A 20,203-nucleotide genomic window follows, 5' to 3' on the forward strand; every position below is an offset into this window, starting at 1 on the left:
TGATTACATGATTACTCGCTTACGCGGTAATCGCAACGGTCTTCGCTCAGAGCTGACTCCAGCGAAGGGTGTTCGCGGGGTACGTTCGACCCTCAGTGCGCAGTTCCTTCGAGCTGACCCGAGTACATACAGCTACGGGCTCGGCGTCAACGCACTCATGTCCGGCAAATGGCATTAAAGGAAGCGTCGCCCGCGGCGATGCCGACCGTAAGGCCTGGCGCGCCAACCCAGCCAAGATGGCGCTTCTGGAGAACACCAACCACCCTGACGACATCAACTCCGCCGATTACGATGCAATCTTCTTCACCGGTGGCCACGCGGTCATGTACGACTTCCCCGACAACCCTGGCCTGCAACGCATCACCCGTGAGATCTACGAGCGCGGCGGCATCGTCTCCTCGGTCTGCCACGGTTACTGCGGCCTGCTCAACACTCGACTCTCCGACGGCTCGTACCTGATCGCCGGCAAGAAGATGACCGGATTCGCCTGGCAGGAAGAGAAACTGGCGCGGGTCGACAAGCTTGTCCCGTACAACGCCGAAGAGGCCGCCAAGGAGCGTGGTGCTCTCTACGAGAAGGCCAAGCTCCCGTTCGTCTCCTACGCCGTCGTCGACGGCACCCTCGTCACCGGCCAGAATCCAGGTTCGGCCAAGGAAACCGCAGAGAAGGTGGCTGCACTCCTCTGACATCGGCACCCACTGTGCTGACCCTGCCACGCACTGCCATGACTCTCGGCCGCCACCGGGTCCACCGTGTCACCGTGCAAGTGTCCGCGGCTGCTCGACCCCGCCGAGCTTGTCGGGATTGCGCATCGCGTAGACGTGTTCGATCACGCCGTCGACGATGTGGAATGTGAACGCACCCTGGAGTTTTCCTTCGAAGTACACGAGCATTCCCGGCTCGTGGTTGAACACGGCCGCCTCTACCCGGTAATCGTCGACAGTGGTCCCGAGCCGCGCGAACCCGGCGAGCAGGCGCGCCACCGGCAGCGCGCCTTGAACGGGTCGTTTGACCGCGGTGGCCTTGCCGTCGCTGTCGGCGGTGAACACCACATCGGGGGCGAGCATCGCCATGAGAGGCTCGATCTCCCCAGACTGGGCGGCGGCCAGGAACTCCGCCACGACCGCGCCGACGCGCTGCGCATCGACCTGTTCGAAACGCGGCCGGCGCGACTCGACATGCGCCCGTGCGCGGTGCGCGATCTGGCGAACTGCGGCAGCGGACTTCGAGACCATCGTCCCGATCTCGTTGTGGGAGAAGCCGAAGACCTCACGCAGGACGAATACCGCACGCTCGTCGGGGTTCAGGGATTCGAGCACCACCAGCATCGCCGTGGACACCGACTCGGCGAGTACGACGTCGTCGGCCAGATCGCGGTCATCGAGCAGGATCGGCTCCGGGAGCCACGGTCCGACATACTCCTCCCGCCGCCGCGACCGGGACCTCAGGGTGTTGAGCGCCTGGCGGGTGACGATCTTGGCGAGGTAGGCCTTCGGGTCGACGACATCGTCGTCGACCCGGGCCCACCTCAGGTAGCTCTCCTGCAGGACGTCGTCCGCGTCGGCCGCGGACCCGACGATCTCGTAGGCGACGGTGAACAGCAGCGGCCGAAGCTCGGCAAAACACACTGCACGACGGTCGGACTCGCTGACGGGCATGTTCACTCCGCTCCTCATCGTCCTGCCGGTCAGCGCCCGACCGGTTCGCGTTCGGTTGTCGTCGCCTTCGCCCCACCGAACCAGCTGAACCTACCGGGCCGAGCGGCCTCACGCCGGATGTTCTCCACCGTTCCGCGACACGCCAGCTCCTTCGCCCAGGCCGCAACGCGACCGGTCACGACCGCTCGCGCAGGCGAATCGTCGCGGTGCGTGAACTGCAGGGTGGCGGCGTGGCGACCGACGCTGGCGCACTGCGCGACAAAACCCTGGTCGACAGCGTTCGGCTGCTCACCGCCGATCTTCGCGAGGACGGCATCAGCGGCCTGAGCACCGAGCGGCTCGGCGGCCTGGCAACTCATCCGCAAACTCATGCCCTCGACCGCAACCGCATCCCCGGCGCCGACGATCCGGTCGTCACCGACGGCAACCAGGGTCGCATCGGTGCGCAACCGGCCGATCTCGTCGACGACCAGACCGCTGTCGGCGGCCAACTCGGGAGCCTCGAAACCCGTGGCGAGAATCGTTGCCGCGCTCGACAAGACCATCCGTTGGCCGTCGATCTCGACGCTGACGGTCCGCTCCCCCACCTCGACGGCGCGTCCCCGGTCCACGACGTCGACACCCAGTCGGTTCAGTTGCGTCCGCGTGGCGCGCCGGGCCCGGGCGCTCACCGAGGTCGCGATCCCCCCGCCGCCGACCAGCCGGACGTCGTGTCCGGTCTCGGCGAGTTCGGCAGCTAACTCGACTCCGGTGAGTCCCCCGCCGACGACCGTGATCATGTCATTCGCCGCGAGGCCCTGGACGCGTTCGCGTATCCGTTGTGCGCCCGCCCAATCGGCGATGGACAGGGCGTGGTCCGCCGCGCCGGGGATCTCCGGAGTGCGACGGCGGGTCCCGATCGCATAGATCAGGTAGTCGTACTCGAGACAAGCCCCCGAGGCGAGCTGCACCCGGCGCCCGCGCGCGTCGATGCGCACGGCGGTGTCGACGAGGACGCGCACGTCGTCGGCCAGCACGTCGTCGAAACCGACCTGCGGATCACCGGTACCCGATACGAACTGATGTAACCGTATGCGCTGCACGAAGAACGGCTGCGGATTCACGACCGTGACGTCGACAGCGGGATTCCGCCGGAGCCGGTTGGCCGCCATCGCGCCGGCGTAGCCCGCGCCGAGGACGACAACGTGCGTCCGATGCCCGTTGGCGTTCGTGTCGTCGAATCCGATGATGTCGGTGGTGTTCATGGTCCTGCCTTCCGTCGGGTGTTCGAGGTGGTCATCCTCGAGACACCGACGGTGTCGCGAATGTGACAGCTACGCGACATCGCGGACCGCACTGAGTCGGACGCGCGGCGTCCACGCACTGACGGGTTACACATCTTCGGGGAAGTCCGCGTCCCTGGAGAGGTCCTCGTTGGCTCGGATGTCCGTCAACGCCGCTTCCAGCGTGTCGGTCACGGCATCAAAACCGTCACTGCCCAGGATCAGCCGACGGGGAGGCTGGTCCTGGTCGATGGCAGCGATCACCGCACGGGCGCCGCGTCGCGGGTCGCCGGGTTGTCTACCGTCCATGTCCACGAACGCTGCGCGGATCTGCTCGAGCATCTCGTGGTACTTCGGAATCGGCTCCGACACCGGCTCGTCGGCGAAGCCGGCGTAGGCGTTCGAGCGGAATGCTCCTGGTTCGACTGCCAGCACCGAGATCCCCTGCGCCATGACCTCCTCGCGCAGCGCCTCGGTGACGGCTTCGATGGCGAACTTCGTCGCGCTGTAGTAGCCGAAGCCGGTCGCCGCGACAAGCCCCGCCACCGAGCTCACGTTGACGATCCATCCGTCGCCGCGGGCACGCATGCCCAGCAGTACGGCGCGCGTCACGGAGAGCACTGCGAAGAGGTTCAGCTCGAACATCGCCCGCACCGACGATTCGTCCATACCCTCGATCGATCCGAACCAGCCGCGGCCGGCGCTGTTGATCAGCACGTCGATACCGCCGAAGTGCTCCTCGGCCGCACCCACCGCTCGCTTCACCTGCTCGGGATCGGTGACATCGAGCGGCACGACGAGCACGCGGTCTCCGAACTGCTCGGCCCACGTCACCAACTCGTGCGGACGCCGGGACGTGAGCACAACGCGGCCCCCCGCCTCGAGTGCCGCTTCGGCGAACGCAACCCCGAACCCACCGGGTGTGCCCCCGGTGATGAACCAATGCCGCGTCATGGCTCGATCACCAACCGGCTGATCAGCGCGCCGCGCAACGTGAAGCGGTAGTGCAGGTCGACGACGCCGCCCGGGAAGTCCCCCTGCAGGTGCTGCCCGACGTCGACGATCTCAGCGGTCGTGGTTGCGCCGGTGAACTCGGACGTATAGGTGTACTCGCTGAGCGAGGCGGCCAGCCATGCTTCGATCTCATCCCGGCCCCGGTAGTCGCGGCCGTCGTCGGTCACGACGGCATCGGCGGCGAACGTGGCGGACGCACGGTCGTCCTCTCGGGCGTCGAGCGCGGTCATGAACGTCTTTATGGTGTCCGGGAGAGCATCCCATTCTGTGGTCATGACCCAACGATGGAGTTTCCCCCTACGGGAAAGTCAACTGTCGGCGGCGCAGTTCGTCGGACTGCACCGACATGTTGACCTTCCCCCCGGGGGAGACTGCAGGATGTCCCTCGACCGTAAGACGCGCGACGGATCACAGGAGGACGCGATGGGCGCACGGGTTTCGATCGGCGACTTCGCAGTGATGACGAGCCTGAGCCGGAAGGCCCTGAGGCATTACCACGACATCGGCATTCTCCAACCGACCCACATCGATTCCCGCACGGGCTACCGGTTCTACGACACCAGCCAGGTCGATCATGCGCATATCATCCGCCGGTTCCGATCTCTCGGAATGTCCATACCCGACATCAAGGCGCTACTGAGCACCGACGACGCAGCGGCCCGCACCGAGATCATCGCAACTCATCTCGAGCAGATGGAGGTCCAGCTGCAGCAGACTCGTGACACCGTCGGCGCACTGCGCGAACTACTTTCTCCCGTGCACACCCCCACCGTGGTGGCGGTCCGGCATGAACCCGCCCTCGCCGTATGGTCCATTGGTGCCACCCTCGAGGTCTCCGAACTCGACGGGTGGTTCGCGGCGACGCTGAGGTCGCTGCGGAACGCCGTCGCCACGGTGGGAGGCGCCACGTCCGCAATCGTGCCGGGCGGCCTCTACGATCGAGCGCTGTTCGTCGAATCACGAGGTGAGGCAACCCTCTTCGTACCCGCACCGGAGTCCGCGACTCCCCCAGAGGGCATCCGTGCCGAGGTCTTGCCCCGCGCCGAATTCGCAGTGCTCACCCACTCCGGTGGCCATGAGGGCATCGACCGCAGCTACGGGGCCCTGGGGGTCTACGTGAACGAGCATCTGATCAGCGGCCCAGGGCCGATCCGCGAACATTACGTCGGCGGTACGCCGTCAAACCCGACATCGATCACCACGACCGAGATCTACTGGCCGATCTTCAGCACCACTCCACCGCCCGACTGACAGCAGCAGGACCCGCGGTCCCACAACTCGCGGTCCGGCCGCCGGGTCCGATCAGGGAGCCTGCTTCCACCAGGCGATCACGTACAGCGCCAGCGATGCGACGAGACCGCCGAGGACCCACAGCACCACGGAGTAATCGACCCACGACCCGAATGGGGGCGTACCGGGAAAGATGTTGCGCAACGGCAGCACAGCGAACAGCATCACCGCGAACCAGGTGACCATCGGGGGCTGAAATGCCTTGCGACGGCGTACCGTTTGGATCGAGACGAACAGCGTGCAGATCGGCAGGACAACCAGCATCACGCACAACGCGAGATCGAAGGTCAACGATCCGGCCGTTCTCGACGAGGAGATCGTGAAGGCCTTTCCGCCGGAGGAGGGCGTGTCTCCGGCTTCGATGTTCCAGCCGATGAGCGAATCGGTGAGCACGACGTCCGTCGGCAACTCCACGTCGTTCGGCCCGAAGGCCTGAACCGTCACGGAGTCGGACACATAGCTGTCGAACGGCCAGTGTCGGATGTCGCCGTTGCTGTACAAGGTCACCGGCAGGGCGCCCGGGCGTGTACCAGCGGGGAACTGCAATTCAGCGGCCGAGACTCTCGGTGAGACATCGATGGTCAGATCTTCCCTGAGCTCTCCGCGCTCGTCGAGCAGATCGCTGCCGGCATAGACCGAGACGTTGCCCCCGACCTCGAACGCCGCACCATCGACCGAGTCGATGTCCAGATAGACCAGGACCTCGTTGGCAGCGGGTTCGTTCGTATCCGGGTCGCCACCGACACCGCCTGCGGCGTACGCCACCAGCACCGCGACATACAGAATCACTACTCCGACGACAATCGCCAGACCCTTGACCCAACCCGGTCGTCTACCGCTCTGCGCCATACACCGGCCTCCGTCGTCACCACCGTTCGGCGGCCATGAGCAGGCGCCGGCTGGACGTGAGTGTATCGGTGATCATGCTGAGTAAGAGAGGTTCTCGTCATCGGAACGGCCCAACGACGCACCTATGCACCGTCATGTCGCGGCAACTCGCTGACCAGTATCTCGCGAACGATGATGAATCGAGCGATTTCGCTGGGCGGATTCTGACGCGAACCATCACTCGTGCCCGTGTCGATTCATGTCACGGTTTGTTCAGTTTTTCAGAGGCGATCCGTTCGATGCGTGGCAAGGCAACAGCCAGCACCGGCAAATACCCGATCGCCCACACCGGCGCACCGAAACTGAGGACGCAGCCACCCGGCACCGCGATCACCTCGTGACGGGTCGCGTTCACTCCTGCCACCTTCCACGCCCAGGATCGATGTTCCACGAACTCGGTGATCTCGAACGGCAGTGGAACTCCGGCAATGGTCGTGACGGTCCCTGTGGTCCCAAGCGTCAACCCGCCGGCACCTTCCGCCTGCGCACCCGAGACGGTGGGACCCCATCGCGGCCAGTCCTGCACATCGACGAGCGTCGCCCACACCGCCTCTGGGGCCAGGTTCATCCGAAGTTCGGCCGTCGGCATCCCGCGACGCCATGTACTGCGAACGCGCAGAGCCGACTTCAGCCACGTGGGTGAGGCAAGGTGGTTCATGAGGGGTCCACCTCGCCGAGGATGTGATGCAGCACCAGACCATCGTCGCAGAGCGAGCTGTACCGTGCGCTGGCTTCTCGGACTCCCCGGTGCCTCGCACCACGCAGGTGGTGCGCTCCCCCGCCGGGGATGGCATTCCCGCCCGTACGAGGTCTCGGCATCCGATACTGGTGGCACCCGATCCCCCGCACCGAACTCGAGGAGACCTGATGTCGGTCAGCGAGCCCGCCGCCGGTCGCGGCACGTATTTCGACGACCCGATCACGATCGATGAGCAGACCACGATGATCCCGGTGTCGCGCCGCGGGTTCCGCGGCCGGCCGGTCGCCGTCGGCGCCTATACGGTGACCGGCGGCGTCACGACCTGGACCCCGGCCGTCGACAGCGGTCGAGTGGCACTCATCGGAGTGATCACCGGCCTCGTCGCGGCCACACTGGGATCGGCTGCAGTCCTCCGGCAACCGCCCTGGCCGCGAATGACCATCGATCAGAGTCACCTGCCCCGCCACGGATCACCGACAGCGCCATCCCGTCGTCTGCGGGTGGGCCGATTGCACGGGCCGGCCCAGCACTCTTGACGCCGCCTACGCCCGGACGCCTGCTGCGAAGTATTGCGATGCGTTGAGCACATCGAGTCTCTAGCGTTCGAGTGATGAACGAGCACGGGAACGAGTGGTTCGAGGACTGGTTTGAGCCAGTCGCGCGCTGGACTCGATGGCTCGATGGCGCGGTGACCGGAGGGCCCGGGGTGCTGCCACCCCAATGGCGGCTCGCCATCGATACAGTGCGGCGCGACATGCTGCACATGCAGACCGGTACGAAGTCCTACACATGGGATTGCGAGTCAGCCCTGTGGAACGTTTACCTCGACGGCAACGGCACACTCATATTCGACATCCGCGACCTCGACGGAAGAATCTGGGTGTGGACGCCCGAACCGACCCCCGCAGATTGTGCTGAGGCGGAAGCGATCAGCTGGACGGCGGGACGCGTGCAAGACGAGCTGATTTCTGACTTGTGGGTTCTGTGGCCGGCGTTTCGAGACGGGCCGCCGATGGATGTACGCACCGTGGAGGGTCACGCAGTGTGGACCCGCAGCCGCTCGAGCAACGTCGTCGCGTCAGTCGGCGATCTCGCACGCCTGCAACCGAAAGACAACCCCGACCTCCGGCCTACACGGTGAGACCGACCACTGAGAGGAGACTCGTCCGATGCAAGCCGACACCTATCCCGATGACTGGCGTCCGGCGCAAGCCGACGGCCCGGTCGATCTCGTCGTCAACGGCGAGCTGTTCCAGGTGAGTATCCGGGCTGACGGAGGGTATTCGAGCAGGTGGGTGTCAGGTCCGAATCCCGGGTACGGCTTCGACTCCAGCGCTCCGTGCGTCGCATGGAACAGTGGGGACGGGCTCCCGCCCGCGCCGCTTCCACTCCCCCTTCCGACCATTGCCGAACATCGCGAGTCGATCACTGAGTTCCTCTCCGACATCGACCCGCTGACCGGCTATCTCCGGGAGTAGCGATGCGGGGACACCGCCCGACGGCGAGCGGACTCGACCTCAGCCCCGCGCGACGACCGACCGGCCCGAACCGGCTTCGAGCATAAGTCCGGCAACGAGGACGACCGGGGAAACGAAGACCTTCGGCAGAGAACCCAGCCCCCTCACCACACGCAGCTAAACTTGATGGTTCGAGCGCATGTGATGTGGGTCGCTAAAGCAGTCGTGAAACGAGACGACCGTGCAATAGTTAGGCAATGCTTGCCTTAACTGAGAGTGCTCGTCCGTGGCTGATCGGCGTCTACCGCATCGTCGTCGGTTTCCTCTTCTTCTGTCACGGGACGACGACGCTGTTCGCGTGGCCGATCGAACCGTACGGTGGCTCGACAGCAGAGTTCGGCGCGTGGCCGTCGTGGTGGGCCGCCGCGATCCAGGTGGTCGGCGGACTGCTCATCATGACCGGCGTCGGAACCCGGGTTGCGGCGTTCGTCAGTGCGGGAAGCATGGCGGTGGCCTACTTCTGGAAGCACCAGGGCGACGGGCTGCTGCCGATTCAGAACGACGGTGAGTCCTCGGCGCTCTTCTGCTGGGCGCTTCTGATCCTGGTCGTCATCGGCCCGGGCAAGCTGACCGCGCAGTCCGTTCTCGATCGTCTACGCGGCAACGCGACCCCCGCGAATCAGACAGACACAGAGTCGATCTCGGAGCCACCCGAAACGTCGATGGTCCGATAGTAGGACACCGGCAGGACAATAGATCCCGACCAAAGCCCTCCACTCGGCCTTACAACCGCGCGCGCCGATGAATTCTGACAGTCGCGAGGGTCTGTCTCGGTGTGGACAACGTCGTCCGCACCGAGGCAGACCGATGTCCACAGACATCGACGACCAGAAGGCAGGCTCACGATGACCGACGCGACCGGGGCGACCCTCACCTATATCTTCAGCGCTTCCCCTGACGCGGTGTTCGACGCGTGGACGACACCGGCGCTCTTCGCGACCTGGTTCGGCGGCAGCACAAACGAGGTGCCCGTCGAGTCGGTCGCGCTCGACGCCCGATCCGGCGGCACTTGGGCCGCAACGATGATCGTCGCGGAAGAAATGCCCGAATTCCACTGGCGTGGTGAGTACGTGGAGGTTGCTCGACCGAACAAGCTCGTGCTGACGATGACGGACGAGCCCGGTGACGAGCGCGAACTTCTCACCGCGGACTTCATCGCCGTCGATGCCGGTACCGAACTCCGGTTCAGCCAGACCGGCGGGAACCTCACGGACGAGCAGTACGACTACGCCGCCGCCGGCTGGCGCGCGGCGTTCGAGACGCTGGACTCGCTACTGGCCGACTGACCGACCCGCCGGTGTCTCGATCCTGACCCGAGGCTGCGGGCTGCGGGCATCGGACTGGCAGACTTCGTTTCGTCGACGCGACCCCGACCGAAGTCGCGTCGACGAAACGAAGTCCGGGTGTCCGGTCCCGACCCTCCTTGCCCGAACCCGCGCCTACTCCCAGCCCGCGGTCTCCGCCGCCGCCTGATGGGTTTGCCGAAGGAAGTTCAGAACCATGGCGTCCGGATCCTCGGCTTGGCGCACGAGGTGATACGGCAGCAAGTATTCCCCCAGCGCGGCATCCCAGCGGGCCGGGGCCTCGACCGCAGGGTGGGTGTCGTAGCCCTCGGGATGCGGGTACGCGTATGCGTAGAAGGCGCCCTCCTCGGCGCCCCCTGGCCAATATCCCGCGCTCGACACCTCGTCGCTGTAAGCCTCGTGCATCACCCAGTCGGGACAATTCGGCACCCCACCGGGGTGTTGCGGCGCACTGCGTCCCGAGAAACGCGTGACAGCCAGATCGAAAGCGCCCCAAAAGAAGTGCACTGGTGACGACTTTCCCCGGAACTCGCCGCGGAACGTCGACAACACACGATGAGCACTGACGAGCGACCGCCAGAACCTCGACACGGCCTCTGCGTCGTACGACGAGTGGGCGGTGTCCTCGGCGAACGGGGTCGCCTCGGGCAATTCGACGGGGGTCGCGACGATGTCGATGTCGAAACCCAGATCGGTGAGGTGGGACGTGTACTCGGTGTAGAAGTCGGCCACCGTCCGAGGTTCGAGCTTCATTCGACGAGTGGTTCCGTCGGTCACCAAGAGGAGCAATTCGTGGTCCAGGAGGTCGAAGCGGATCTCGAGACCGCGGCCTCCGACGGCCATCAGCGATGTGGTGAGTCCTCGCGCGTCGACATACAACGGCACTCCCCACCAGTGATTGACCTCCGGACCGAGAGCCAGGCGCGTCTTGCCGACGATCTGGGTCCACAACTGCACTGTGTCCCTAGTACCGATCCACGAATCCACCGGTAGCGCGGGCCATGCCTCGTATTGCGTCTCCATGCCCCCATGATCCCGGACGCGTCAACTCGACGAGCGCGCCCCAGAATGCCCACGAGGTCGGGGCTCGGTGATGGCTACACGGCGGCGCCTGCCACCTGTGGAGTTCGGCAACAGGAGGGTCGAAGGACCGCTTAACCTGGCGGGATCAGAGGCGCCACGCTACGTGTGCGCCATCACCGAGGAGGGCACATTGCCGCGTATCACGTTGGGAGCGATTCTGGTCTTCGTCGCGATCGGGAGCACCATGGCTGCCGCACTGCTCGGGGCACCGGACTGGTTGATCATCGTCGTACTCACCGTGCTGTTTGTCTTTGCTCTCGTGCTGCCTACGGCGATCCGCGAGTTCGGACGGGATCAACCGACGTCGGTCGACCGGTCGGGGCTCGGGAATCCGGAGGGTCCGCGTCCGACGCCGACGCAGCGGCGTCGACATGCCCAGAGCTCGGATTCGTCCTCGGGTTGGTTCGGATTCGATGGCGGATGGTCGGGCGACGGCGGTTCTGATTCCTCCGGCGGAAGCTCGGGTGGCGGAGGAGACTGAGCGGCCAGAGGCGGCTCGGCGACCGGTCGGGGCCGCTGTCAGGTCGTCGACACGATCCCCCGGTGGGCGGCATTGACGTGATCAGAAGAGGAGACCCGGTGAGCAGGATCAGAACTGATCTGACGGCAGTTCTCGGCAGGACCGTCGGTATGGCACTGCAGCGCCGCACGCTGCTACCTCGGGCAGTCTCCGAGGCCATCGCCGGCGAAGGACGCAGTGTCCGTGGACTCACCGTCGTCGTGACCGGCGCCTCGGCGGGGATCGGACGGGAATCCGTACGACAGCTCGCCGCACGCGGCGCGCATGTGGTGGCCGTGGCACGACGTCGGCAAGAACTGAGCGAGCTGTCCGACGAGACCGGCTGCGACTACAGACTCTGCGACCTTTCCGACGAGGCCTCGACCGCTGAATTGATCGACGAACTCCGACAGGAACCGGTCGACGTACTGGTCAACAACGCGGGCCATTCGATCCGACGAACCATCCTCGACTCCACCGACCGGTTGCACGACTACCAGCGCACCATCCGTCTCAACTACCTCGCCCCCGTCCAACTGTCTCTCGGCCTGCTGCCGGACATGATCGACCGTCGGTCAGGACACATCGTCAACGTGTGCACGTGGGGAATCATGGCCAACACCTTTCCCAGGTTCTCGGCCTACGCTGCGTCGAAGAGCGCACTGGCCATCTTCGGCCGGAGCCTCAACGCGGAGAACCCTCACCCACACGTTCGGGCGACGAACGTCTACTTTCCACTAGTACGAACCGAGATGATCTCGCCCACAGCGGAATACGACAACATTCCGGCGCTCAGCGTTGACGAGGCCGGCCGGTGGATCGTCCGCGCGATCACCCACCGTCCGACCTCCGTGGCCCCGGCTGCCGTACGTACACTGCTGCCGGTCATCGACTACTTCGCACCGAGGGCCGCCGACAAGGCGATCGCATCGATCACCTGACCAGCTGCGGACAGCCTCTCATCCGCTTCTGCGGCAGCCAAGCTGCTGCCCGGCATGAAGCCGGAAGAGTCATCGTGGACCGATCAGGCCTATTGGAATCACGACGACAGCGAATTGCGCTCATACGGACCGCCGTCCCTATTTTCATTTGTTCCGGTGTCAATTCTCGGTGTGATAGACAGTGGTGAGACCTCAAGGCGGCGAATAGACGATGAAACGACATATGCGGGTAATTCTGGTCCTGATACTGGCAATTGGGATCGGACAATGGTCGCCGGTCGTCGCCGGCGCGGCACCGGGCCCTGGAGGTGCCACGGTCCTGACACTGGACCCGGCGTTTCGGTCGCTACCGATGAACTGGCTCCGCGGGGAGCTGTTCGCAGCACCGAATCACGTTGTGAACGTGCCGTACAACAACTTCCCGGGCGCGACGAACACCCACCGCGGACGAGACAAGCTCAACGAGATGCTGCACGAGATCCCAGGGCGGAAGATCGTGGTGGGCCACAGTCAGGGTGCGCAAGTTCAAGACGACTGGCTACGCACATACGGACCGACCAGCGACATCGACCCCGCCACAGTGATGTTCGTGCTGACCGGTGATCTCGAATCGAAGTACAACGGCTGCGCCAATCAAGGCGGATGCCGGGCCGACTATGGCGGGAACAACTTCCCCGATGACACCCGGTACACCGTCAAGGTCGTTGCGAGACAGTACGACTACTGGGCCGACGCACCCAATCGTGATCTGATGACCGACGCTGCTCGTCGCAACCACAGCGCGTCGAACTCTGTTGGCGGACAGGGCGAAGGCCGACCCGTCCACAACGACTACAGCATGATCGGGCTCGACGATCCGGCCAACAAGACCTTCGTCGAAGGCAACGTCACCTACATCCTCGGGTCGCCGGCCACCTACTACCTGCCGATGGTCACGCAGATGTGGACAACCGCCGCCCGAAAGGCGGTCGAGGACGCCCGACTTCGCCCAGAGGTCGAGAAGGCCTACGACCGGCCGATGGGGGCTCCACCAGCACCCTCGGGCACCTGACCCCGGCAACCATCTCGCGTGGATCAGGTGGAAACCGACGTCGAAACAGACGCCGAGATCTATCATCAGTGCACAATCGGACGATGTGGTGAGCGAGGACCGGCATGAAGAAGACTCTGAATTCTCTGTCCGAGAGCGACTATCTTCTCGTCCGTGAGACCAAGAAGTCCCAGATGGCCGGGCTCGACGAGGACGGGCTGATCGACCTCCATTCCCGCGTCCGCCGCGCACGCAACAAACACGTCACCTTGTATCGCCGAGCGGGAGCGGAGAAGGTCAAGGCCAAGGGCGGCCGTGGCAGCGCCAAGGCGGCGAATGTCCGGAACGCCGCGAAAGCCGAGGTGTTCGAGGACGCGCTGAGTCGAGTGAGTCGGCGACTGGCTCGGGTCTCCCGCGACGCCTCGCTCGAGTTGAAGGCCGAAAGACTGGCACGCGCGCGTAACGATGAACCAGTGTCGGGCAAGGGCGGCAAACCGCGCAAGAACGCGAGCGACGGTAAGGGCAAGGTGAACTCGTCGGGACGAATCCGTACGGACGACACGCGCGATTCGCCGGGCCGGAAGAAGTACGAGGCGTCGACCATCGCGGCCGGTGCGCGCCGTCAGACCAAGAAGGACCGGCGTCACGACTCCTGACGCCGGCGGGCCTTGACCGTATCCGATGGTGAGCCGCCCGATCTTGTAGTGACAGTGGGGATATGGCGCCGACTATTGCTACGAAATCCCGGGGCGACGAAGGTGCAGCAGCGGGAACGGCCGGCCGTCGGAATCGAGAGGCGAGCGTCCCACCTGTTCGAATCCTCTGCGGCGATAGAACTCCACCGCACCCGGATTCTGTTCGTTGACGTCGAGCTCGTCGATGCCCGCATGTTCGACCGCATGATCGAGCAGCGCCGTGCCGACGCCCCGCCCGTGGGCGGCCGAGTCGACAAACAACATCTCGAGCCGGTTGTCGGCGGTTCCACTGAAGCCCACGACGACCCCGTCGACCTCCGCGACGACCAGCTCCACCGCCGGGAAGAAGTCCCGCGCGAGTCGATCCGCAAAGCCGTCGATGTCCGCGGGAGTCAGAAAATGATGCGTCGCTTCGACCGCCGAACGCCACACGGCCACGAGACGGTCGGTGTCGGCCGGCTCGCACGGTCGTAGTCTCACCTCAGCCACGATGTCCCCGAACGCGTTTCTGCCGGTGAGCCAAGGGGCGCCGAAGAGGTCGATGAAGCACGGTCGGCACTGTAGCGGGCACCGCCGTCGCAGGACAACGTAATACGATCTCCCGCAAACCTCGGCGTCGACGGTCGCGCCGGATATCGTGATGACGACACATCCGCAGGGACGAGGGGTAACAGGTGCTCGAGATCCATGGTCTGTCGAATGAAACGGTCGTGCTCGACGGGGACTGGTTCGAAAAACTCCGGGGTGGCACATCGAAGACCCGGTTGCCGGCGGCCACGTTCGTCTCCGCGGAGATCACGGAGATCGACCGGCGGAAGAAGCTGTTCGGCGGCGAACGCGAACAACTCCTCCAGGTCACTCTCACCTTCTCGCGTCCGCCGTTCGTCGGCCTGATGACGTCTGCCGACAACCGCGCCAAGGTCGACGCGCTCGTCGCCGGACTCGAAGCCGCCCGCGACGCCGGCTGAGCCCAGCCCCGCGTCATGGTGAACCCGCGCCCCGATCCTGTTGCACGCGAATCAATTCGAGTAGCAACCGGCGGAGCTCCGGTTCGGATTCACCGATGGACGCGATCAGTGCCGGATCGGTTCGCTCGCGCTCGAGCAGAGCGTGATAGACCTCGGTCCCGGCCGGCGTCGAGCTCACGTGCTTGCGGCGCTCGTCGTCGGGGTCGATCTGGCGTTGCACATAACCCATGCGTTCCAGTCGTTCGATGGTGCGGCTCGCCGTCTGGTCGGTCACCCTCGCCTTCTTGGCGATCTCGCGCTGGGTGGCCGGCCCGGTGCTCACCACGTGCAGTACGACGAGTCCGGCGCTGGAGATGTGATACTCCCGCAGCACGGCCTCCCAGGCATGCTCGACAAGTCTCGCCGCCGCCGACAGCAGCCGGCCGGTCGGCCACCCGTCCATCCCGTCGTCCATCGTGTCCTGCCGATTCTCGTTGTCACACCGCACAGACTTGCAATTGTTCAGCCTGCTGAACATCATGGTGCTGTCCCCGGCCCGCCGCAACCAACGAACGGAAGCCCCGTGAACCCACCCACCCCTTCTCGGCGAGTCAGTCGCCTGCGATGGATTCTGCCAGCCCTGTTGGTCATCGGATGGCTGGCCCTGGGCTCCGTCGGCGGGCCGTTCGCCGGGAAACTCGGCGACGTGCAGGCCAACGACAACACCTCGTTCCTACCCGCATCCGCCGAGGCCACCGAGGTCTCCCGACTCGAAGCCGACTTCGTCGACTCCTCTGAGATCCCGGCGGTGGTCGTCGCCGAACGTACAAGCGGCATCACCGACGCCGACCTCGCGTTCGTGTCCGACGCCGTGGCCACGGTGGCCGGCACCGACGGGATCTCTGAACGAACGTCGCCGCCGATCCGCTCGCAGGACGGTCAGGCCATCCAGATGATCGTGCCCGTGGACTCCTCGGGCGAGGTATCGGAGAGCATCGAGGCGCTGCGTGCGGAACTCGCGAACGGCCCGCCCGAGGGGCTGTCGGTGTACGTGACCGGGCCCGCGGGCACCGCCGGCGATCTCACCATCGCATTCGGCGGAATCGACGGGCTGCTGCTCCTGGTAGCCGTTGCGGTCGTGATCCTGATCCTGATCGTGGTGTACCGCAGTCCCATTCTGCCGTTCGTCGTCATCGTGTCCGCCGTGTTCGCGCTCGGACTGGCGAGCCTGCTGGTCTACGTGCTCGCCTCGAACGACGTGCTGACCCTCAACGGTCAGAGCCAGGGCATCCTCTTCATCCTGGTGTTCGGTGCGGCGACGGACTACGCCCTGCTACTGGTGTCCCGCTATCGAGAAGAACTACGCGTGACCGACGACAAGTACGACGCGATGAAGGCCGCGTGGCGCGCCACTCTCGAGCCGGTCGCGGCCTCCGCGGGCACGGTCATCGCCGGCGTCCTGTGCCTGCTGCTGTCGGACCTGAATTCCAACCGCGGACTCGGCCCGGTAGCGGCCATCGGTATCGCGGCATCCTTCCTGGCCTCGATGACATTCCTTCCCGCGGCTCTGACCCTGCTGGGACGCACCGCATTCTGGCCGAAGCGTCCGGTCCTCGATCCCGACTCGGCGCAGCGAGACGACAGCAGCAACCATCGTTTCTGGGGCGCCCTGGCGAACCGGATCGGGCGACACCCCCGCCGCTTCTGGGTGGCCACCACGCTGCTTCTGGTCCTCTTCGCGCTGTTCCTCCCCCAGTTCAAGGCCGACGGCGTCGCGCAGTCCGACACCTTCCTCGTGCCGGTGGAGTCACAAGAGGGCCAAGAGGTACTCACCGCCCACTTCGACGCCGGGGACGGTTCGCCCGCGGTCATCATCGCCGACGGCGCCTCGTGGCAACAGGTTCAGTCCGCCGCAGCGAACGTCGAGGGCGTCGCCGAGGTCGTTCCGGTCACCGACCCGGGGGGCGCGCCCAAGACCGTCGACGGACGGGTCGCACTTCAGGCGACCTTGACCGACCCGGCGGATTCACTGGCCGCCGAGGAGACCATCGAGCAACTTCGCGACGCGGTCGGGAACGTGAACGGCGCCGACGCGCTCGTCGGTGGCCCCACAGCGGTCGACCTCGACACCAAGACGACGGCCATCCACGACCGGAATCTGATCATCCCGATCGTCAGCATCGTGGTGCTGCTCATCCTGTGTGCGCTCCTCCGCGCGATCGTGGCCCCGATCCTCCTGATGGCCACCGTGATCCTGAGCTTCGCCGCGACGTTGGGAATCTCGTCGATCGTGTTCAACCACATCCTCGGGTTCCCCGGCGCAGATCCGGTCGTACCGCTGTTCGCGTTCGTGTTCCTGGTGGCGCTGGGCATCGACTACAACATCTTCCTGATGACCCGCGTCCGTGAGGAGGCACTCCAGATCGGCACGCGCCGAGGTGTTCTCCGTGGACTCACCGTGACCGGCGGAGTCATCACCTCCGCAGGTGTGGTCCTGGCCGCGACGTTCTCGGCGCTGGCAGTCATTCCGCTGATCTTCCTGGCGCAGATCGCGTTCATCGTCGCCTTCGGCGTTCTCCTCGACGCACTGATCGTGCGGACGCTCCTGGTCCCCGCGCTCGTCTACGACATCGGCCGACCGGTGTGGTGGCCGAGTGCGCTGGCCAAGAAAGAGGACGTGCCGGAAGACAAGGAGCTGGTGGGCCCGTAGGGCACCCCGACAGCGGGGCGAGTTCCCGTCGGCGGTCGGTGCTGCCGGTCCAGCGATCAGCGGACCGGCAGCACCTTGTCCACACGAACAGCCGGCCGCGGCGACCGCGGTCTCGGCGACAGCACCGCGTCGACGAGACGTCGTGTGACGGGATCGCGGTCCGGAGCACGGAAGTCACGCGCCTCGAACCGGTCGACAACCCGTCCCCCGTCCAGAACCACGACATCGTCGGCAAATGCCTGTACGACGGCGAGGTCGTGAGCGATGAGCACGTAGTCGACCGATGTCGTCGACCGCAGGTCCGCGAGGAGTTCGAGGATCTCGTCCTGAGTCGTGACGTCCAGAGCCGACGTCGGTTCGTCCAGGATCACCAGGGCCGGCTCGACCCCGAGCGCCCGGGCGATGCCGACCCGCTGGCGTTGCCCGCCGGACAGCTGGTGCGGGTATCGGTCGCCGATGACCGAGGGATCGAGTCCGACGAGATCGAGGAGTTCGTCGGCACGCCGACGCGCTGCCGGACCAGAAGCCACCCCGAGCCGGCTGATGGGCCGCGAGATCTGTCCGCTCACCCGGATCCGCGGATTCAGCGCACTCCCGTGATCCTGGAACACCAGTTGCACGTGCCGTGCGCGTTCGGCATCCCGCAGTCGCGAGATCTCGATCTCGACTCCGTCGCGGTGGATGGTCGCCGATCCCCGGGAGGCCGGTTCGATCCCGGCGAGAATGCGGGCGAGCGTGGACTTCCCGGACCCGGATTCGCCGATCAGCCCGAGTGTGCGTCCGCGGTCCACCCGAATCGTCACGTCGTCCAGCGCCGCGAAATCCTCGCTTCGCCCGCCGGTCGCGGGGAACACCTTCGACACCCCGGAGATCACCGCGGCCGGGGCGGTGGCGGGCCTGGATGTCTCACGCTCGCCGAGGTGCGCGTCGGCGGAGAGTTCGGGAACCGCCGAGATGAGCCGCCGCGTGTACTGGTGTCGCGGATCTGTGAGCAACTCGGCCGTGGCGCCGTACTCCACGAGACGGCCGTGCCGGAGAACCGCGACCGAGTCACTCAGGCGTGCGACGACGCCGAAGTCGTGGGTCACCAGCAGTACCGCCATGCCGAGCTCCCGGCGCAGGCCGTCGATGAGGTCCAGGATGTGGACCGACAGGGTCGGGTCGAGTGCGGTCGTCGGCTCATCGGCGATCAGCAGATCGGGCTCGGGCAGGCAGGCTGCGGCGATCATGACCCGCTGCCGCATCCCACCGCTGAGCTGGTGCGGATAACTGCCCAGGACACGTGCTGCGTCGTGGATACCCACGCGCGCCAGCCACTCCGCGGCCAGCTCGCGGGCGTCCGCCCTACTCGACCGACGGTGCAGTCTGATCAACTCGATCAGCTGGTTGCCGATCGGGAACGACGGGTCGAACGAGGTCGCCGGATTCTGGAAGATCGTCCCGATTCTCTTGCCTCGCAGTGTGTTCAGTTCACGTTCCGGCGCACCGACGATCTGCCGCCCGTCCAGTGAGATCGATCCGGTCACCTCGGGCCGAGCACTCGCCGGCAGCAGACCGGCTATCGCGGACGCGGTGACGCTCTTACCCGAACCCGACTCCCCGACGAGGGCCAGGACATGGTCGGCGGGCAAGTCGAGACTCAGGTCGGTGACCGCGTCCACACCGCCGTCGCGGTGGGGAAAGCGAACTGACAGGTGATCGATGCGCAGTAGCGAAGCACCGGGCTCCGTGGCGCGGGCGGCGACATCGTGGTGGGTGGCGGTCATGGTCGAGGACTCCATCGCGGGTCGAGTACGTCACGTAATCCGTCGCCGAGCCAGTTGAACGCCAGACCGACGACGAGGATCGCGATACCCGGGACGATCGCCACGAACGGGCTTCCCGAGATCAGGACCTTGGCGCCTTCGGCCACCATCCGGCCCCAGTCCGGGGTCGGCGGCTGCACGCCGATGCCGAGTGCACTGAGACTCGAAGCCAACACGATCAGGATCCCGATCAGACTGGTCCAGTAGACGATGATGGTCGCGCCGACGTTCGGCAGGATCTCCGACCGCAGGACCGTCCACGACGACGCTCCCAGACCGACTGCGGCGTCGACGTATTCGAGTTCACGCTGCCGACGCGTCTCGGCGTGCACGATACGCGTGACGTACGGGACGGCTGCGAAGACGACCGCCGAGGCCACCACCCAGACCCCCATCCCGATCACCTCGGCCAGTGCGAACGCGACGATGACGACGGGGAAGGCGAACAGGATGTCGGTGATGCGCATGACCGCCGAGGACAGCCACGATCGCGACCATCCGGTGAGCAGGCCGATCACCGACCCGATCAGGACCGCGACCGAGGTGGCGATCGCGGTCGGCCCGATCGTCGCCCGACCACCCCAGATGAGGCGGCTCAAGATGTCGCGACCCTGCTCGTCGGTACCGAACAGATGACCCTCGGTGCCCGGTGTCAGGTACCGCGACGCCGGATCGCCGACGGTGGGGTCGTGGGGCCCGATCCACGGCGCCAGCACCGATACGACGATGACCGCCGCCAGCACCGACACCGCGACGACGAGTTGCCGGTGATGGGTCCACGCCGGGCGCCGCGGCCGACGTCGAGGGACCGGGACGCCGGCGTCGACCGTGCGGTCGACTGATTCCTCGGACAGGGTCAC

22 protein-coding genes and 2 pseudogenes are annotated in these 20,203 nt (G+C 65.8%); 13 read left to right on the top strand and 11 right to left on the bottom strand.

From position 1 onward, the window contains the following. Positions 1 to 197 precede the first annotated feature (197 nt). Positions 198 to 686: pseudogene (locus AC3B6C_RS20375) on the top strand (type 1 glutamine amidotransferase domain-containing protein); the annotation flags it as partial. Positions 687 to 755: 69 nt separating this feature from the next. On the opposite strand, the gene sigJ reads toward AC3B6C_RS20375, so the two are convergent. From sigJ to AC3B6C_RS20395, 4 genes are all read right to left on the bottom strand, one after another. Beyond that, positions 756 to 1,658: an RNA polymerase sigma factor SigJ gene (sigJ, locus tag AC3B6C_RS20380; protein WP_488373920.1), complete on the bottom strand. Its 903-nt coding sequence runs from the start codon at positions 1,656 to 1,658 to the stop codon at positions 756 to 758. Between the two features lie 29 nt (positions 1,659 to 1,687). Continuing rightward, the gene (locus AC3B6C_RS20385) at positions 1,688 to 2,902 is read right to left on the bottom strand and encodes an NAD(P)/FAD-dependent oxidoreductase (RefSeq protein WP_488373921.1); all 1,215 of its coding nucleotides are present in this window, start codon (positions 2,900 to 2,902) and stop codon (positions 1,688 to 1,690) included. Positions 2,903 to 3,028: 126 nt separating this feature from the next. Next, on the bottom strand, positions 3,029 to 3,874 hold the full coding sequence (locus AC3B6C_RS20390) for an SDR family NAD(P)-dependent oxidoreductase (RefSeq protein WP_488373922.1): 846 nt from the start codon (positions 3,872 to 3,874) through the stop codon (positions 3,029 to 3,031). Continuing rightward, positions 3,871 to 4,209, bottom strand: a complete 339-nt coding sequence (locus AC3B6C_RS20395; RefSeq protein WP_488373923.1) for a nuclear transport factor 2 family protein — start codon at positions 4,207 to 4,209, stop codon at positions 3,871 to 3,873. Before AC3B6C_RS20395 ends, AC3B6C_RS20390 begins: the two co-directional genes overlap by 4 nt. Positions 4,210 to 4,357: 148 nt before the next feature. Here AC3B6C_RS20395 and AC3B6C_RS20400 point away from each other — a divergent pair, with 148 nt between their 5' ends. Next, the gene (locus tag AC3B6C_RS20400; RefSeq protein WP_488373924.1) at positions 4,358 to 5,185 is read left to right on the top strand and encodes a MerR family transcriptional regulator; all 828 of its coding nucleotides are present in this window, start codon (positions 4,358 to 4,360) and stop codon (positions 5,183 to 5,185) included. A 51-nt stretch (positions 5,186 to 5,236) separates the two neighbouring features. Here the strand turns inward: AC3B6C_RS20400 and AC3B6C_RS20405 are convergent, their stop codons facing one another. Next, positions 5,237 to 6,013, bottom strand: coding sequence for a DUF4436 family protein (locus AC3B6C_RS20405; protein WP_488373925.1), 777 nt, complete (start codon positions 6,011 to 6,013; stop codon positions 5,237 to 5,239). A 301-nt stretch (positions 6,014 to 6,314) separates the two neighbouring features. Beyond that, positions 6,315 to 6,701, bottom strand: a complete 387-nt coding sequence (locus AC3B6C_RS20410) for an SRPBCC family protein (protein ID WP_488373926.1) — start codon at positions 6,699 to 6,701, stop codon at positions 6,315 to 6,317. Between the two features lie 278 nt (positions 6,702 to 6,979). Here AC3B6C_RS20410 and AC3B6C_RS20415 point away from each other — a divergent pair. The 5 genes and pseudogenes from AC3B6C_RS20415 to AC3B6C_RS20435 form a co-directional block, all read left to right on the top strand. Next, positions 6,980 to 7,255: pseudogene (locus AC3B6C_RS20415) on the top strand (hypothetical protein); the annotation flags it as partial. A 167-nt stretch (positions 7,256 to 7,422) separates the two neighbouring features. After that, a complete protein-coding gene (locus AC3B6C_RS20420; RefSeq protein WP_488373927.1) occupies positions 7,423 to 7,953 on the top strand; it encodes a hypothetical protein in 531 nt (176 codons plus the stop codon). 28 nt (positions 7,954 to 7,981) lie between these two features. Continuing rightward, positions 7,982 to 8,290, top strand: a complete 309-nt coding sequence (locus AC3B6C_RS20425) for a hypothetical protein (protein ID WP_010842515.1) — start codon at positions 7,982 to 7,984, stop codon at positions 8,288 to 8,290. 236 nt (positions 8,291 to 8,526) lie between these two features. Then, a complete protein-coding gene (locus tag AC3B6C_RS20430; protein ID WP_488373928.1) occupies positions 8,527 to 9,003 on the top strand; it encodes a DoxX family protein in 477 nt (158 codons plus the stop codon). Between the two features lie 171 nt (positions 9,004 to 9,174). After that, the gene (locus AC3B6C_RS20435; RefSeq protein ID WP_488373929.1) at positions 9,175 to 9,615 is read left to right on the top strand and encodes an SRPBCC family protein; all 441 of its coding nucleotides are present in this window, start codon (positions 9,175 to 9,177) and stop codon (positions 9,613 to 9,615) included. 153 nt (positions 9,616 to 9,768) lie between these two features. Here AC3B6C_RS20435 and AC3B6C_RS20440 read toward each other — a convergent pair whose 3' ends face one another. Then, positions 9,769 to 10,656, bottom strand: coding sequence for a DUF5996 family protein (locus tag AC3B6C_RS20440; RefSeq protein ID WP_488373930.1), 888 nt, complete (start codon positions 10,654 to 10,656; stop codon positions 9,769 to 9,771). 163 nt (positions 10,657 to 10,819) lie between these two features. On the opposite strand from AC3B6C_RS20440, the gene AC3B6C_RS20445 reads away from it, so the two are divergent. The 4 genes from AC3B6C_RS20445 to AC3B6C_RS20460 all read left to right on the top strand — a co-directional run bounded on the left by AC3B6C_RS20445 (position 10,820) and on the right by AC3B6C_RS20460 (position 13,842). After that, positions 10,820 to 11,197, top strand: coding sequence for a hypothetical protein (locus AC3B6C_RS20445; protein ID WP_488373931.1), 378 nt, complete (start codon positions 10,820 to 10,822; stop codon positions 11,195 to 11,197). A 149-nt stretch (positions 11,198 to 11,346) separates the two neighbouring features. Next, the gene (locus tag AC3B6C_RS20450) at positions 11,347 to 12,156 is read left to right on the top strand and encodes an SDR family NAD(P)-dependent oxidoreductase (protein ID WP_488376328.1); all 810 of its coding nucleotides are present in this window, start codon (positions 11,347 to 11,349) and stop codon (positions 12,154 to 12,156) included. A gap of 211 nt (positions 12,157 to 12,367) precedes the next feature. Continuing rightward, a complete protein-coding gene (locus tag AC3B6C_RS20455; RefSeq protein ID WP_488373932.1) occupies positions 12,368 to 13,207 on the top strand; it encodes a PE-PPE domain-containing protein in 840 nt (279 codons plus the stop codon). Between the two features lie 104 nt (positions 13,208 to 13,311). Then, positions 13,312 to 13,842 (top strand): hypothetical protein, encoded by a 531-nt coding sequence (locus AC3B6C_RS20460; protein WP_488373933.1) that lies wholly within the window; start codon positions 13,312 to 13,314, stop codon positions 13,840 to 13,842. A 78-nt stretch (positions 13,843 to 13,920) separates the two neighbouring features. Here AC3B6C_RS20460 and AC3B6C_RS20465 read toward each other — a convergent pair whose 3' ends face one another. Next, complete coding sequence (locus AC3B6C_RS20465; protein WP_488357872.1) at positions 13,921 to 14,361, bottom strand: GNAT family N-acetyltransferase; 441 nt, start codon at positions 14,359 to 14,361, stop codon at positions 13,921 to 13,923. 194 nt (positions 14,362 to 14,555) lie between these two features. Here AC3B6C_RS20465 and AC3B6C_RS20470 point away from each other — a divergent pair, with 194 nt between their 5' ends. Further along, on the top strand, positions 14,556 to 14,849 hold the full coding sequence (locus tag AC3B6C_RS20470; protein ID WP_488373934.1) for a hypothetical protein: 294 nt from the start codon (positions 14,556 to 14,558) through the stop codon (positions 14,847 to 14,849). A 13-nt stretch (positions 14,850 to 14,862) separates the two neighbouring features. Here the strand turns inward: AC3B6C_RS20470 and AC3B6C_RS20475 are convergent, their stop codons facing one another. Next, the gene (locus tag AC3B6C_RS20475) at positions 14,863 to 15,303 is read right to left on the bottom strand and encodes a MarR family winged helix-turn-helix transcriptional regulator (protein WP_035717329.1); all 441 of its coding nucleotides are present in this window, start codon (positions 15,301 to 15,303) and stop codon (positions 14,863 to 14,865) included. Between the two features lie 108 nt (positions 15,304 to 15,411). Here AC3B6C_RS20475 and AC3B6C_RS20480 point away from each other — a divergent pair, with 108 nt between their 5' ends. Continuing rightward, positions 15,412 to 17,538 carry an MMPL family transporter gene (locus tag AC3B6C_RS20480; RefSeq protein ID WP_488373935.1) on the top strand — a complete coding sequence of 709 codons (2,127 nt, stop codon included), beginning with the start codon at positions 15,412 to 15,414 and terminating at the stop codon, positions 17,536 to 17,538. Positions 17,539 to 17,594: 56 nt separating this feature from the next. Here the strand turns inward: AC3B6C_RS20480 and AC3B6C_RS20485 are convergent, their stop codons facing one another. Together AC3B6C_RS20485 and AC3B6C_RS20490 are read right to left on the bottom strand one after the other, a co-directional pair. Continuing rightward, a complete protein-coding gene (locus tag AC3B6C_RS20485) occupies positions 17,595 to 19,304 on the bottom strand; it encodes an ATP-binding cassette domain-containing protein (RefSeq protein WP_488373936.1) in 1,710 nt (569 codons plus the stop codon). Continuing rightward, a complete protein-coding gene (locus AC3B6C_RS20490) occupies positions 19,301 to 20,203 on the bottom strand; it encodes an ABC transporter permease (RefSeq protein ID WP_488373937.1) in 903 nt (300 codons plus the stop codon). The genes AC3B6C_RS20485 and AC3B6C_RS20490 overlap by 4 nt, the downstream gene beginning before the upstream one ends.

Source organism: Gordonia sp. 11cp (genome assembly GCF_057767225.1).

Bases quoted from the DNA above. Each gene is read 5' to 3' on its own strand.
- AC3B6C_RS20420 (WP_488373927.1), top strand. From the start codon at position 7,423: ATGAACGAGCACGGGAACGAGTGGTTCGAGGACTGGTTTGAGCCAGTC.
- AC3B6C_RS20425 (WP_010842515.1), top strand. From the start codon at position 7,982: ATGCAAGCCGACACCTATCCCGATGACTGGCGTCCGGCGCAAGCCGAC.
- AC3B6C_RS20385 (WP_488373921.1), bottom strand. From the start codon at position 2,902: ATGAACACCACCGACATCATCGGATTCGACGACACGAACGCCAACGGG.
- AC3B6C_RS20440 (WP_488373930.1), bottom strand. From the start codon at position 10,656: ATGGAGACGCAATACGAGGCATGGCCCGCGCTACCGGTGGATTCGTGG.
- AC3B6C_RS20485 (WP_488373936.1), bottom strand. From the start codon at position 19,304: ATGACCGCCACCCACCACGATGTCGCCGCCCGCGCCACGGAGCCCGGT.
- AC3B6C_RS20395 (WP_488373923.1), bottom strand. From the start codon at position 4,209: ATGACCACAGAATGGGATGCTCTCCCGGACACCATAAAGACGTTCATG.
- AC3B6C_RS20475 (WP_035717329.1), bottom strand. From the start codon at position 15,303: ATGGACGACGGGATGGACGGGTGGCCGACCGGCCGGCTGCTGTCGGCG.
- AC3B6C_RS20410 (WP_488373926.1), bottom strand. From the start codon at position 6,701: ATGCCGACGGCCGAACTTCGGATGAACCTGGCCCCAGAGGCGGTGTGG.
- AC3B6C_RS20455 (WP_488373932.1), top strand. From the start codon at position 12,368: ATGAAACGACATATGCGGGTAATTCTGGTCCTGATACTGGCAATTGGG.
- AC3B6C_RS20430 (WP_488373928.1), top strand. From the start codon at position 8,527: ATGCTTGCCTTAACTGAGAGTGCTCGTCCGTGGCTGATCGGCGTCTAC.
- AC3B6C_RS20435 (WP_488373929.1), top strand. From the start codon at position 9,175: ATGACCGACGCGACCGGGGCGACCCTCACCTATATCTTCAGCGCTTCC.
- AC3B6C_RS20390 (WP_488373922.1), bottom strand. From the start codon at position 3,874: ATGACGCGGCATTGGTTCATCACCGGGGGCACACCCGGTGGGTTCGGG.
- AC3B6C_RS20400 (WP_488373924.1), top strand. From the start codon at position 4,358: ATGGGCGCACGGGTTTCGATCGGCGACTTCGCAGTGATGACGAGCCTG.
- AC3B6C_RS20450 (WP_488376328.1), top strand. From the start codon at position 11,347: ATGGCACTGCAGCGCCGCACGCTGCTACCTCGGGCAGTCTCCGAGGCC.
- sigJ (WP_488373920.1), bottom strand. From the start codon at position 1,658: ATGCCCGTCAGCGAGTCCGACCGTCGTGCAGTGTGTTTTGCCGAGCTT.
- AC3B6C_RS20460 (WP_488373933.1), top strand. From the start codon at position 13,312: ATGAAGAAGACTCTGAATTCTCTGTCCGAGAGCGACTATCTTCTCGTC.